This window comes from Pseudomonas putida (assembly GCF_030159595.1).
Classification (GTDB): Bacteria; Pseudomonadota; Gammaproteobacteria; order Pseudomonadales; family Pseudomonadaceae; genus Aquipseudomonas; species Aquipseudomonas putida_AC.
This window is the reverse complement of the sequence record NZ_BSKJ01000016.1, coordinates 41,497-54,539: the sequence shown is the minus strand read 5'-3', so window position 1 is coordinate 54,539 and position 13,043 is coordinate 41,497. Positions and strand designations below refer to the sequence as shown.

Annotated in this window: 15 protein-coding genes; 6 read left to right on the top strand and 9 right to left on the bottom strand. The window is 63.4% G+C overall.

Features of this window, described 5'->3' with window-relative positions:
- Positions 1-1,527 carry a CoA-acylating methylmalonate-semialdehyde dehydrogenase gene (locus QQL85_RS25595; protein WP_284357150.1) on the top strand — a complete coding sequence of 509 codons (1,527 nt, stop codon included), beginning with the start codon at positions 1-3 and terminating at the stop codon, positions 1,525-1,527.
- A 9-nt stretch (positions 1,528-1,536) separates the two neighbouring features.
- Positions 1,537-2,424, top strand: a complete 888-nt coding sequence (gene mmsB, locus QQL85_RS25590; protein ID WP_284357151.1) for a 3-hydroxyisobutyrate dehydrogenase — start codon at positions 1,537-1,539, stop codon at positions 2,422-2,424.
- 89 nt (positions 2,425-2,513) lie between these two features.
- Here mmsB and QQL85_RS25585 read toward each other — a convergent pair whose 3' ends face one another.
- The gene (locus QQL85_RS25585; RefSeq protein ID WP_003258412.1) at positions 2,514-2,858 is read right to left on the bottom strand and encodes a cupin domain-containing protein; all 345 of its coding nucleotides are present in this window, start codon (positions 2,856-2,858) and stop codon (positions 2,514-2,516) included.
- 96 nt (positions 2,859-2,954) lie between these two features.
- Positions 2,955-3,887: a CDF family Co(II)/Ni(II) efflux transporter DmeF gene (dmeF, locus tag QQL85_RS25580; protein ID WP_284357152.1), complete on the bottom strand. Its 933-nt coding sequence runs from the start codon at positions 3,885-3,887 to the stop codon at positions 2,955-2,957.
- A gap of 70 nt (positions 3,888-3,957) precedes the next feature.
- Between dmeF and QQL85_RS25575 the strand changes: the two genes are divergently transcribed.
- A complete protein-coding gene (locus tag QQL85_RS25575) occupies positions 3,958-4,233 on the top strand; it encodes a metal/formaldehyde-sensitive transcriptional repressor (protein ID WP_264360794.1) in 276 nt (91 codons plus the stop codon).
- Between the two features lie 217 nt (positions 4,234-4,450).
- On the opposite strand, the gene QQL85_RS25570 is transcribed toward QQL85_RS25575, so the two are convergent.
- Genes QQL85_RS25570 through QQL85_RS25545 form a run of 6 tightly spaced genes read right to left on the bottom strand, consistent with a single transcriptional unit; the run spans position 4,451 to position 10,151 of the window.
- Positions 4,451-5,383, bottom strand: coding sequence for a phosphatidate cytidylyltransferase (locus tag QQL85_RS25570; RefSeq protein WP_119371443.1), 933 nt, complete (start codon positions 5,381-5,383; stop codon positions 4,451-4,453).
- A 1-nt stretch (position 5,384) separates the two neighbouring features.
- The gene (locus tag QQL85_RS25565) at positions 5,385-6,008 is read right to left on the bottom strand and encodes a lysophospholipid acyltransferase family protein (RefSeq protein ID WP_284357153.1); all 624 of its coding nucleotides are present in this window, start codon (positions 6,006-6,008) and stop codon (positions 5,385-5,387) included.
- Between the two features lie 10 nt (positions 6,009-6,018).
- On the bottom strand, positions 6,019-6,450 hold the full coding sequence (locus QQL85_RS25560; protein ID WP_284357154.1) for a hypothetical protein: 432 nt from the start codon (positions 6,448-6,450) through the stop codon (positions 6,019-6,021).
- Positions 6,447-7,760 (bottom strand): phosphatase PAP2/dual specificity phosphatase family protein, encoded by a 1,314-nt coding sequence (locus tag QQL85_RS25555; protein WP_284357155.1) that lies wholly within the window; start codon positions 7,758-7,760, stop codon positions 6,447-6,449. The genes QQL85_RS25560 and QQL85_RS25555 overlap by 4 nt, the downstream gene beginning before the upstream one ends.
- Complete coding sequence (locus tag QQL85_RS25550) at positions 7,761-9,515, bottom strand: bifunctional alpha/beta hydrolase/class I SAM-dependent methyltransferase (RefSeq protein WP_284357156.1); 1,755 nt, start codon at positions 9,513-9,515, stop codon at positions 7,761-7,763.
- A 30-nt stretch (positions 9,516-9,545) separates the two neighbouring features.
- Positions 9,546-10,151: a CDP-alcohol phosphatidyltransferase family protein gene (locus QQL85_RS25545; protein ID WP_284357157.1), complete on the bottom strand. Its 606-nt coding sequence runs from the start codon at positions 10,149-10,151 to the stop codon at positions 9,546-9,548.
- A gap of 139 nt (positions 10,152-10,290) precedes the next feature.
- Here QQL85_RS25545 and QQL85_RS25540 point away from each other — a divergent pair, with 139 nt between their 5' ends.
- Positions 10,291-11,055 carry a sulfite exporter TauE/SafE family protein gene (locus tag QQL85_RS25540; RefSeq protein ID WP_284357158.1) on the top strand — a complete coding sequence of 255 codons (765 nt, stop codon included), beginning with the start codon at positions 10,291-10,293 and terminating at the stop codon, positions 11,053-11,055.
- Here QQL85_RS25540 and QQL85_RS25535 read toward each other — a convergent pair.
- Positions 11,045-11,359, bottom strand: coding sequence for a putative quinol monooxygenase (locus tag QQL85_RS25535; protein WP_016713437.1), 315 nt, complete (start codon positions 11,357-11,359; stop codon positions 11,045-11,047). The genes QQL85_RS25540 and QQL85_RS25535 overlap by 11 nt on opposite strands.
- 163 nt (positions 11,360-11,522) lie before the next feature.
- Here QQL85_RS25535 and QQL85_RS25530 point away from each other — a divergent pair, with 163 nt between their 5' ends.
- Entirely contained in the window at positions 11,523-12,113 is a 591-nt protein-coding gene (locus QQL85_RS25530) for an NAD(P)H-dependent oxidoreductase (RefSeq protein ID WP_060500016.1), read from the top strand.
- Positions 12,114-12,143: 30 nt separating this feature from the next.
- On the top strand, positions 12,144-13,040 hold the full coding sequence (locus QQL85_RS25525) for a LysR family transcriptional regulator (protein ID WP_284357159.1): 897 nt from the start codon (positions 12,144-12,146) through the stop codon (positions 13,038-13,040).
- Positions 13,041-13,043 lie beyond the last annotated feature (3 nt).

The following is a 13,043-nucleotide window of genomic DNA, read 5'->3' as shown; positions in this document are numbered from 1 at the left end:
ATGAACGCACCGCAATCCCCAAACCAGACCAAGGTCGAGCAGGTGAAGCTGCTGATCGATGGCCAATGGGTCGAGTCGAAGACCACCGAATGGCGCGACATCGTCAACCCGGCCACCCAGGAAGTGCTGGCACGTGTCCCGTTCGCCACCGTCGAAGAAGTCGACGCTGCCGTGGCCGCTGCTCACCGCGCCTTCAAGACCTGGCGCGACACCCCGATCGGCGCACGCATGCGCATCATGCTCAAGCTGCAGGCCCTGATCCGCGAACACACCAAACGCATTGCCCAAGTGCTCAGTGCCGAGCAGGGCAAGACCCTGGCCGACGCCGAAGGCGATATCTTCCGTGGCCTGGAAGTGGTCGAGCACGCTGCGTCCATCGGCACGTTGCAGATGGGCGAGTTTGCCGAGAACGTCGCCGGCGGCGTCGATACCTACACCCTGCGCCAACCTATCGGCGTATGCGCCGGCATCACCCCGTTCAACTTCCCGGCGATGATCCCGCTGTGGATGTTCCCCATGGCCATCGTTTGCGGCAACACCTTCGTGCTCAAGCCGTCCGAACAAGACCCGCTGTCGACCATGCTGCTGGTAGAGCTGGCGCTGGAAGCCGGTGTACCGGCTGGCGTGCTGAACGTAGTGCACGGTGGCAAGCAAGTGGTAGATGCCATCTGCACCCACCAGGACATCAAGGCCATTTCGTTCGTTGGCTCTACCGAAGTGGGCACCCATGTGTACAACCTGGGCAGCCAGCACGGCAAGCGCGTGCAGTCGATGATGGGCGCCAAGAACCACGCAGTGGTGCTGCCCGACGCCAACCGCACACAAACCATCAACGCCCTGGTCGGTGCCGCCTTCGGCGCGGCGGGCCAGCGCTGCATGGCTACCTCGGTGGCAGTGCTGGTAGGCAAGGCTCGCGAATGGCTGCCTGATATCAAGGACGCGGCCAGCAAGCTCAAGGTCAATGCCGGTTGTGAGCCTGGCACCGATGTTGGCCCGGTGGTTTCCAAGCGCGCCAAGGAGCGTGTGCTGGGCCTGATCGAAAGTGGCATCAAGGAAGGCGCCAAGCTGGAACTCGACGGCCGTGACGTCAAGGTGCCGGGTTACGAGCAAGGCAACTTCGTTGGCCCAACCCTGTTCTCGGGTGTGAAGACCGACATGCAGGTGTACACCCAGGAAATCTTCGGCCCGGTGCTGGTGACCCTGGAGGTCGATACGCTCGACGAGGCTATTGCCTTGGTCAATGCCAACCCGTTCGGTAATGGCACCGGCCTGTTCACCCAAAGCGGCGCGGCCGCGCGCAAGTTCCAGAGCGAAATCGATATCGGCCAAGTCGGCATCAACATCCCGATCCCGGTGCCGGTGCCGTACTTCAGCTTCACCGGTTCGCGCGGCTCCAAGCTTGGCGACCTCGGCCCGTACGGCAAGCAAGTGGTGCAGTTCTACACTCAGACCAAGACCGTCACCGCCCGCTGGTTCGATGACGACAGTGTCAATGACGGTGTGAACACCACCATCAGTCTGCGCTAAGGAGACGTCATGCGTATTGCATTCATCGGCCTGGGCAACATGGGCGCGCCCATGGCCCGCAACCTGATCAAGGCCGGGCATCAGCTGAACCTGTTCGACCTGAACAAAACCGTGCTGGCCGAGCTGGCAGGGCTGGGTGGGCAGATCAGCCCGTCACCCAAGGACGCGGCGGCCAACAGCGAGCTGGTGATCACCATGTTGCCGGCTGCAGCCCATGTGCGCAGCGTTTACCTGAACGAAGACGGCGTGTTGGCCGGCATTCGCCCCGGCACGCCAACCGTGGACTGCAGCACCATCGACCCGCAGACCGCACGTGATGTGTCCAAGGCCGCAGTGGCCAAGGGCGTGGACATGGGCGACGCGCCGGTGTCCGGTGGCACTGGCGGCGCGGCAGCCGGCACCCTGACGTTCATGGTTGGTGCCAGCGCCGAGCTGTTCGCCACCCTCAAGCCGGTGCTGGAGCAGATGGGGCGCAACATCGTGCACTGCGGTGAAGTCGGCACCGGGCAGATCGCCAAGATCTGCAACAACCTGCTGCTGGGCATCTCCATGATCGGCGTGTCCGAGGCTATGGCCTTGGGTAACGCGCTGGGCATCGACACCAAGGTGCTGGCCGGCATCATCAACAGCTCGACCGGGCGTTGCTGGAGTTCGGACACCTACAACCCGTGGCCGGGCATTATCGAAACGGCGCCGGCATCGCGTGGCTACACGGGTGGCTTTGGCGCCGAGCTGATGCTCAAGGACCTGGGGCTGGCCACCGAAGCGGCACGCCAGGCACACCAACCGGTGATCCTGGGGGCCGTGGCCCAGCAGCTGTATCAGGCCATGAGCCTGCGCGGCGAGGGGGGCAAGGACTTCTCGGCCATCGTCGAGGGATATCGCAAGAAGGATTGACGAGCGAGGTGGACTTCATCGCGGGCCAGGTGGCCTTCCCTCTGTAACTGCGCACCAGAGGGAAGGGCGCCTGCCCCGCGATTTTTTTGTCAGGCGAAGACGAAATACTTGCGCACGGTCTCGACCACTTCCCAGGTGCCTTTCATCCCCGGTTCGATGACGAACACGTCACCGGCCTTCAGGTGCTTAGGCTCTTCGCCTTCCGGGGTGATGATGCAGTAGCCATCGAGGAAGTGGCAGAACTCCCACTTCTCATAGTTGACCTCGAACTTGCCCGGGGTGCAGATCCAGGTGCCCATGATCTTGCTGCCGTCGGCCGACAGGTAGGCATTGAGGTTGACGGTGTGCGGGTCGCCGCCGATGCGCTTCCACTTGGTGGCGTCCACGACCGGCGTCGGGCAGGTCTCGCGCAGGACGGTGATGAAATCGGACATGGCACAACTCCTGGTGACTGGCTGAATGACTGGTCACCATAGGCCCAACCGCCGAGCCGCAGTTGCCTGGGCTCGACGTCCAGCTGTCTGGTCGCGCTATGCCAGGCGGTTTACCTCGACGGTGATGTGCGCCAGTTCTTCATGTACACCCAAGGCCTGACGCACGCTGTCGGCGCTGAGGTCACCTTGCGTGGCCAGGCCGAGAATGCAGGCGTACTGGTCCTTGCCCACCCGCCACACATGCAGATCGGTGATGTTGGTCGGCACTGGCAGCTGCGCCACCACGTCGCGGATTTCTTCCACCACCGGCGCGTCCATCTCCGCATCCAGCAGCACCCGCCCGGTATCGCGCAGCAGGCCGCGGGCCCACAGCGCCACCAGCAGCGCACCCACCAGGCCCATGACCGGGTCGAGCCAGCTCGCGCCCCAGAACTTGCCGGCCAGCAGGGCAACGATGGCCAGTACCGAGGTGGCGGCATCGGCTACCACATGCAGGTAGGCCGAGCGCAGGTTCAGGTCGTGGTGATGATGGTCGTGGTCATGGGGATGCTCGTGCCCATGATGATCATGATGATGGCCATCGTGCAGCAGCCAGGCGCAGATCAGGTTGACGGCAAGGCCGATCACAGCGATGAAGATGGCCTCGTCATAGTGAATCGGCCCCGGTGTCAGCAGCCGTTGCACAGACTGGAACACCATCAGCCCGGCTACGCCCAGCAACAGCAACGCGCTGGAGTAGCCGCCGAGAATCTCGATTTTCCAGGTGCCAAAGGCAAAGCGTCGATCAGCGGCATAACGCCTTGCGGCGGCGTAGGCCAGCAGTGACAGGCCCAAGGCCAGGGCGTGGGAACTCATGTGCCAGCCATCGGCCAGCAGTGCCATGGAGTTGAAGAACCAGCCACCGGCAATTTCCGCCACCATCATCACGGCGGTAAGCCACACCGCCAGACGCGTCTTGCGCTCGGCGCCCAGGTTGCTGGTGTGGAACTGATGGCTGTGCTGCCAACGGTCTGAGGTTTGTGCCGCCATGGTTTATCATGCTCCCGGAAGATCGAGAAATATACTATACCCCAGTATACCTAGCATGGTGTGAAACCCAATGGCACATACCCACAAGAGCAAGAAGCAACTGCTGACCCGGGTGCGCAAGATCAAGGGCCAGGCGGCTGCGCTTGAGACGGCGCTGGAGCAGGACAAGGACTGCCTGGCGATCCTGCAGCAGATTGCGGCTGTGCGCGGCGCGGTGAACGGGCTGATGGCAGAAGTGATGGAAGGGCATATTCGCGAGCACCTGGTGGCAGACGGGCTGAGTGCCGAGGAGCGGCAGGATGAGGCTGACAAGGTGGCGGCGTTGTTGCGGTCTTACCTCAAGTGAATTCTATGGCGCACCAATTCCCTTAATGAAGGCAACTATCTTGTTCCAAATCTGAGGCTTGCGCGGTCTCTGTGGGAGCGGGCTTGCCCGCGAACACCGGCGAAGCCGGTGCCATATACCGTGTCGCATTCTTCGCGGGCAAGCCCGCTCCCACAGGAATCGTGCTGGTTTCCGGATTTTGGGCAGGGTCGTTCATCTATACCCCCAGGGGGTATGACTATGCCCACCAGTACCGCACAAAGTGGAAGAACACCGGCGCCGCAAAGCACACCGAGTCCATACGGTCGAGCATGCCGCCGTGGCCTTCGATCATGTGGCCCCAGTCCTTCACCCCGCGGTCGCGCTTGATTGCCGACATCACCAGCCCGCCGAAGAAGCCCATGGTGTTCACGGTCAGCGCCATCAGTGCGGCCTGCCAGAAGGTAAACGGGGTGATCCAGCACAGCAGGGCACCAATCAGCGTGGCCAGTGCCACGCCGCCGGCCAGGCCTTCGACAGTCTTGGACGGGGACAGGTTGGGCGCTACCTTGTGCTTGCCGAACAGCTTGCCGCACACATACTGCAGCACGTCGCTGATCTGCACCACCAGGATCAGCCAGGCGATCAGCAGCAGGTTGCGCCCCTCGTAGCCCGGGATGTCCAGCGTCATCAAGGCCGGTACCGATGACACGCAGTACACCGCGATCATCAACCCCCACTGCACCTTTGACGCACGTTCAAGGAAGCGTGTGGTATCGCCGCCAAAGCTGGCCAATATCGGCAGCAGCAAAAACAGGTACACCGGGATAAAGATGCTGAACAGGCCGTACCAGTCCATGGCGATGAGCACATATTGCACGGGCAGCGCCACATAGAACGCCGCCACCAGCGCCGGGTAGTCGCTGCGCCGGGTCGGGGTCAGGGTCATGAATTCGCGCAGGGCGTAGAACGACACGCCGTAGAACAGCACGATCACACCATACTTGCCGAACAGGAAGGCGATGCCGATCACCAGCACCATCACCCACCAGGCGTTGATGCGAGCGTTGAGGTTGTCGATTACCGCGTGCGGTGCCGGGCCAGCGCGCCATTTGAGCAGGCGGCCGATCACGCTGGCGAGCAGCAGCAGGGCGCCGATGCCGGTGAACAGGGAAAGGGTATTGTCGTCCATGTCAGGCATCCTTCGGGGCCAGGTTCAGCAGGGCCTGGCTGGCCCGCTCGAGAAAGGCCTGCTTGCTTTCATCAGCGTGCAGGTGCAGTGGTTCGCCAAAGCTCAGTGTGCACAGCAACGGCAGGGGCAAGGCGCGTCCCTTGGGCATCACCCGGTTGAGGTTGGCGATCCATACGGGTACCAGCTCGACATCGGGGTTGGCTGCAGCCAGGTGGTACAACCCGCTTCTGAACGGCATCAGAGGCTCATCCCCCAGGTTGCGGGTGCCCTCCGGGAAGAAGATCAGCGAGTCGCCATTGGCCACGGCTTCGAGGATCGGTTGCAGCGGGCTACCCTGGCCTTCACTGCGTTGCCGATCAATCAGCACGCCATTGAACACCTTGCGAATGAGGAAATCACGGATGCCCGGTTTGGCCCAGTAGTCCGCGCCAGCCACCGGGCGGGTGCGCTTGCGCAGGGGCTGCGGCAGTGATGCCCACAGCAGCACGAAGTCACCGTGGCTGCTGTGGTTGGCAAAGTACAGGCGCTGCACAGGTAGCGGCGTGCAACCCAGCCACAAGGCCCGGGCGCCCGTGATCAGGCGGGCGGCGGAGGTGATGGCGTAAGCGGTCAGGTTGGCGAGCATGGGGCGGTCGTTATCCCTTCAAAGGCAGTGTCAGCAGGGTAGCCAAGGCCAGCGACAGCTGCAGGCCCAGGCACACCGCCTGGCGGCGCAACAGGCCCAGCGCGGCTTGGCTGCGGTCAGGCCAGGCGCGGGCGTCCGTGGCCTGTGGTTTGAGTTTCAGCTCGAACAGGGCGCGGTCCAGCGCCTGGGTGTCTGCCGCCAGGTCACCGCTATTGGCGAGGTGGGCAAACAGTTCGGCATCGATTGCCACGCGGATGGCCCAGTACTTGTGCAGCACGCCGAGCGCCAGCAGCGCGCAGCACAACAGGCTGACCAGCGGTTGCAGCGAGGTACCCAGCAAGGGGGCAAGGCCATAGGCCAGGGCCAGCAGGGTGAGGCCGTCGGACAGGCACTCCAGCTGTTTGCCTCGGCCCAGCAGGCTGGCCACTACGCGCAGGTTCATGGCTGTGCTCCCAGTTGCTGGAGCGCCTGGCGATGCGCGCTGTGCAGGACGATGCCGGGGCGGGCTTTGCGGATAAGGGATTCTGCCTGCTGGGCGTCATTGCAGCGGCCGGTAACCACCAGCCAGGCCGCCACGGCGCTGGCGCTGCGTGAATAACCCAACGCACAGCACACCAGCACAGGGCCTTTGGCATGGAAGTGTTCGATGGCGTTAGCGGCCTGCAGCAGCAGGGGGCTGTCGGGTGCTATCAGGTCAAGGGTGGGGAAATGCAGGTAATCCTGCGTAGCCAATACTGTGCACGGCAGCTCCGCACACACATCGACAATCGCAGCAAATTGCGCCCCCTCGCCACGTCCTGGAATCCGCCCAAGGTACACGCCATTGCAGACCTCATCCGCTTGCGGGTGGCGCCTCGTCCACAGCCGCGAATTGAGCCACGCGCCCACCCGATAGGGTGCCAGCAGCCACCAGCCAGCATTCGACAAGCGCCCGTCGGTATCCTTTTGAAAACCGCCCGCCCCGAACACGGCATAGTTCAGCGCCACCAGCCCCAGGGACACCGACGGCCAACCCAGCCACAGCCAGGCTCCGCCCAGCGTAGCGACAGGGAGCCCACACAACAGCGCGCCGATGGCATAACAACAGGCTACCCGCCAACGCTTGGCATCCCGTGCAAGGTGGGCCGCCTGAAAGGGCAGGCGCCCTTGATACGGCCACAGCCACAGGCAGGCAAATCCTGCCAGCGCCCCCGTGGGTACATCGATGAAATGATGCTGCCAGGTGGTCAGCACCGACACCCCGATCAACGCCATCCAGCCATGCATCAGCCAGCGCAAGGACTGGCGCTGCACATGGCGGGCAAACATCGTCCAGATGATGACCAGCAGCGCAATGTGCAGCGAGGGCGCCTGGTTGAACGGCTTGTCGAAGCCCATCAGCACATCGAACAGCCAGCCAAACAGCCCATCCAGCTCCGGCCGCTCGAAGGTGAAGCGCAGCGGCCACAGCAAGAAGCAGCTGACGCTGATCACCTGTGCGCTGAGCAGTGCCAGCGCGTGCCGGTCCATTTCCTGGCGTGTGCGCGGCAGCAGGAAGGACAACCCGTAGAGCAGGTCGATCGACCAGTACGGGATGATCGTCCAGGGCCACAGCGGCATGCCGCGCTCCCAGCCGAACACCAGGCTGCCGACATCACTGCGCCCGGCCGTGTAATTGTTCACCAGCCCGTAGCTGAGGAAGAAAAACGGCCCCAGCAGCAGAAGCCAGAACACGCCCCGGCGGATCAGCCCTGGCTCGCGTGGCGGGCTCATTCAGCGCACCCGTTGTGCCAGGCTGACGCTGAAAATGCCCCATTCATCGATACGCTGGGCCAGCTTGCGGAAGCCCGCAGCCTCGACCAGCTGGTCCATTTCGGCCTGGCTGCGGCGGCGCATCACCCAAGCCTCGCCACCACGATGGCTGGTGAGGGCGCGGGCAATCATCTCAAGTTGCGGGTGCCATGGCTGGCCGGTGTAGATCAGGTAGCCGCCATCCTCCATGGCATCGGCCAGGCCCGCCAGCGAGTTGCCCACCAACTGGTTGCTGGGGAACAGTTCGTACAGCCCCGAAACCACGGCCAGTGTTGGGGGCTGTTCTAGCGTGGCCAGGCTCTGGCGATCGAAAGCGTCGCCTTGGACGAAGCGGGCGATATCGACCACGCCTTTCTCGGCGATCAGCGCGCGACCTTGTTGCACGTTCAGCTCGCTGTAGTCGCGCAGCAGGATCGAGTCCGGCAGCTGCTCAAGGTCTTGCAGGGCTTCGAGGATGTAGCGGCCATGGCCGGCGGCGATATCGACAATATGCACAGGCCGTTGTTGTTCGCGCAGGCGGGTGATGGCCAGGCGCAGTAGCGCTTCAACATGCAGCTTGCGCTGGCGAATGCCACGCCAGCCAATGGCGTTGAGGTAGTTCTGGTCGACCAGGCGGCCCAGCTTGCCCTTGCCGGTCGGTTGGTTGCGGTAAACGTAGTCGAGTGTGCTGCCCGAATCGAAGCCGGTGTCGAAGCCCAGTTTCACACCCGCAGAAAGCCCCTTGCCCAGGCTCAGCCCGGCGCGGGTGGCGCGCCAGTAAAGGTCACGAGGCGAGTGGCGTGGCAACGGTGCGGCCAGGCTTTCGGCCTCGGCGCAAGTGGCCCCGGTCTTGTCGGCATCCAGCAGTGAGGGCAGGGCTGCGGGCCTGGCGAAACAGTGTTCAACAAACCGTTCGATGCGCCTCAGGGCATGGGCCCGCTCCCGCTCGCCGAGGGTGTCGTGGAAGAAGCCCGGCAGGATGTGCATTTCCTTGCGCGCGCTGCCGAGGCGTTCAAAAAAGCGTTCCTGTGGCTGGCGCTCGACCACGAAGTCGGCACCGGATACCAGCAACTGGGTCGGTACCTGAATGGCCTGGGCGTCCGCCACCACCCGATCGGCGGCTTCGTAAAGGCCCAGCAGCATGGTCACCGAAATCGGCCGGCTGATCAGCGGGTCGGCCACATATGACATCACCCGCTCTGGGTCGTGAGTGAGCAGGCGTGGCTTGACGTAGCTGTTGACGAAGAAGTTGCCGCGCAAAGCCTTGAGCAGCTTCAGGCCGGGGCGGGCGAACGGCACATACAGTTTTACCTTGAATGCTGGCGAGGCCAGCACCAGGCAGCGCACCTTGGGCGCGTAGTCGTGGGCCCAGGTGGCAATCAGCACAGCGCCAACGCTTTGCGCCAGCACCACCAGGTCCTGCTCGGCGATGCCGTGGTGGGCCTGGATATGTTCGATGAAGGTCTGCACGTCGCGCACGCTGGTGGCAAACCCCGGGCTGTCGCCACGTGCACCTGGCGACTGGCCGTGGCCGCGCGCATCCCAGGCGAAGAAGTCATAGCCCGGCATGTCCAGCTCATCGGCCAGGTGGGCCATGCGCCCGCCGTGTTCATGGCCGCGGTGGAACATCACCACGGCCCGGCGTGGCTGGTGTTCGTTGCGGGTGGCAGGCCAATGACGGTAGTGCAGCTCGACACCGTCATGGGTGGAGAAATGCAGCGCTTGCGCTTGGCGCATGGTCAACGTCCTTTTGCGACGACTATAGGCTCAGCGGGTTTCGGCCAGCCCCTGGCGAACCCGGTTGTAGAGGGTATAGAGCGAGAGCGCGAGGATGACCAGCAGCAAGCCATTGATCCAGCTGCCGTTCAGCAGGCCAAAGGCAACGCCGGTGCCCAGTACGCCGAAGGCAAAGGCCCGGTCGCTTTTGCCCATGGGGCCGTCATAACGCCGCGAGGCACCGGCCAGTGGGCCCATGACGCCGGCGTATTCGCTGAACGTGGCACACAGCACCACCAGCACCACCAGCGTCGGTGATACCCCGGTCAGCAGGGCGAAGGGCAGGTACAGGGCGGCGTCAGCGATCACGTCGCAAAGTTCGTTGAGGTAGGCGCCGAGGGTAGATTGCTGGCCGAACTCCCGGGCCAGCATGCCGTCCACGGCGTTCAGTGCCATGCGCAGGAGCATCCATATCGGCACCAGGATGAACAACCAGGTGATAGGGGACAGGACGGCCAGCAGCAGGCCCAGCAGAATCGACACCACGGCGGCGGCGACGGTGACCTGGTTGGCGGTGACGCCCCGGTCGTAAAGGCGCTGGACTGCCGGGCGCAGCAGGGCCTGGAAGCGCGGTTTGAGCTGGTAGATCGATGCCACTGGAAAATCCTTTTTTCGTGGTGCGATGTGCCGATTGTGTGCTGAGGGTTTTGCTGGCTGCAAGTGAGTGGCCGAGAAATTGCGCACATCTGTTGAGGCCAGGGTTTTCAGCGCGCCCGGCGCACGCCATTATCGGCCCATGACTACCTTGCTCGCTTTCTACCAGAACATTGGCCCAGCGCTGTCGCTGCTGGTGGTGCTGACCTTCTTGCTGGCTGGCGCCGTCAAAGGGGTGATCGGCTTGGGCCTGCCGACCATCGCCATGGGCCTGCTGGGCCTGGCGATGCCACCGGCGCAGGCAGCAGCGCTACTGATCGTGCCCTCGACCCTCACCAACCTATGGCAACTGGCCAGCGGCGGGCACTTGCGGGCGTTGTTGGCGCGGTTGGGGCCGATGCTGGCGCTGATCTTCATGGGCACCTTGCTGGGCAGTGCCTGGTTGGGGATCAACAGTGGTCCATGGGCCGTGCACGCGTTGGGTGCGGCCTTGCTGGTGTATGCGTTGTACGGGCTGGTCGGCCCGGGCTTGCATTTGGTGGCGGGGCACGAACGTTGGCTGGGGCCGGTTTGTGGGCTGGTGACGGGGGTAGTCACGGCGGCAACCGGGGTGTTCGTGATACCTGCTGTGCCCTACTTGCAGAGCCTGGGCCTGAGCCGTGAACAGATGATCCAGGCCCTGGGCCTGTCGTTCACGGTTTCAACCCTGGCACTGGCCATCGGCCTGGCCGGGCAGGATGCCCTCGGAGGCCAGGCGCTGGGGGCTTCGCTGCTGATGCTGGCGCCAGCTTTGCTCGGCATGTTGGCCGGACAGTGGTTGCGTCAGCGCATCAGCGCGTTGCTGTTCAAGCGTTGCTTCTTTATTGGCCTGGCCGCGCTGGGCGGCCACTTGCTGATCAACGGCTAGCGCTTGAGGCGCTGAGCATGTCGACCCGCTGGATATCGAAATCGCGCTCCAGGTAGTCCATGCGTTTTTCGAAGAAGGCGGCCATGTGCGGCAGGGCCGAATGCACATCCAGCGCGGCCTGGTCGGCCCACACTTCGAAGAACACGAACAGGCTCGGGTCCTGCTGGTCACGCAGCATGTGGTACTCGATGCAGCCCGGCTCCTGACGGCTGGGTTCGACGTAAGGGCGGAACAGGTTTTCGAACGCATCAGCCATTTCCGGTCGGGTCTTGGCTTTGAGGATGAAGGCGAACTGCTCACTCATGGGGCGCTACTCGGTGATGGAGGGTGAACCGATTCTACGGCAATAATGTGTTGCTCATTCGTGACTTCTGGTCAATTGTATTTTGCCCTGTGACCGCTGTATCCCACCCCAGCGAGTCTCTAACCTGCCGGCATGAATTTCCGATCCGGCCGGGGAGGCCAGCATGAAAAAGATCCTTCTGCTCAATGGTGGTAAACAGTTCGCTCACTCTGATGGCCGCCTCAACGCGACCTTGCACGAAGCAGCCATCGCTCACCTGGACCGTGCCGGTTTCGATGTGCAGGAGACGTTCATCGACGGCGGCTACGACGTGCAGGCCGAAGTAGAGAAGTTCCTCTGGGCCGATGTCATCATCTATCAAATGCCGGGGTGGTGGATGGGCGCGCCCTGGACCGTGAAGAAGTACATCGACGAAGTCTTCACCGCTGGCCATGGCAGCCTTTACGCCAACGATGGCCGCACCCGCTCGGACCACTCGCAAAAGTACGGCAGCGGTGGTTTGGTGCATGGCAAGCAGTACATGCTGTCCCTGACCTGGAACGCGCCGCAGCAGGCATTCGATGACCCTGCCGATTTCTTCGAAGGCAAGGGGGTGGATGCGGTGTACTTCCCGTTCCACAAGGCCAACCAGTTCCTTGGCATGACCGGCCTGCCAACCTTCCTGGCAGTGGATGTGATGAAGCGCCCGGATGTACCGGCGGCATTGGCGGCTTATGAGGCACATCTGGACAAGGTGTTCGGCAAGGCGATCTAATCCAGGCAAGTAGCAGCCGCAGGCCAGAATGTGAAAACCCGATCCGAAGAACTCCAGGTGTTCGTCGCCGTCATCGACTGCGGCTCGATCTCGGCCGCTGCCGAGCAGATGGGCCAGACCCCGTCCGCCGTCAGCCGTACCTTGTCGCGTCTGGAGGGCAAGCTCGGCACCACCTTGGTCAACCGCACCACCCGGCGTATGGACCTGACCGAGGAAGGGCGCTTTTTCCTAGAGCGTTCGCGCCAGGTGCTGGAGCAGATGGACGAGATGGAAGAGCGCTTGTCGATGAACCGGCAGACCGCCACCGGGCGCCTGCGTATCAATGCGGCCGCGCCGTTCATGCTGCATGCCATCTTGCCGTGGATCGGCGAGTTTCGCCGCCAGTACCCAGGTATCGAGCTGGAGCTGAACACCGACGACCTGATCATCGACCTGCTGGAGCAGCGCACAGACGTGGCGATCCGCATCGGTGAACTGGCCGATTCCAGCCTGCATGCACGCAACCTGGGTTGCAGCCCGGTGCAGGTGTTGGCCAGCCCGGCCTACCTTGAGCAGCACGGTACGCCGCAGCGGGTCGAAGACTTGGCCAACCACTGTCTGCTGGGCTTCAGCCAGCCCGAATCGCTCAACCATTGGCCGCTGCGCCATGCCCAGGGTGACCGTTGGAGCATTCGCCCGGCGCTGATCGCCTCCAGCGGCGAGACCCTGCGTCAGCTGGCGCTGGCCGGCGAGGGTATCGTCAGCCTGTCGCACTTCATGACCCACGAGGACATCCGCTCAGGGCGCCTGCAGGTGCTCCTGAGCGAGGCCAACAATGGCTATCGCCAGCCGATTCACGCGGTGTACTACCGCAATACCCAGCTGGCACTGCGCATCCAGTGCTTCCTTGATTTCATCCAGCGCAAGCTGGCGATGTACGCCTGCTGAGTT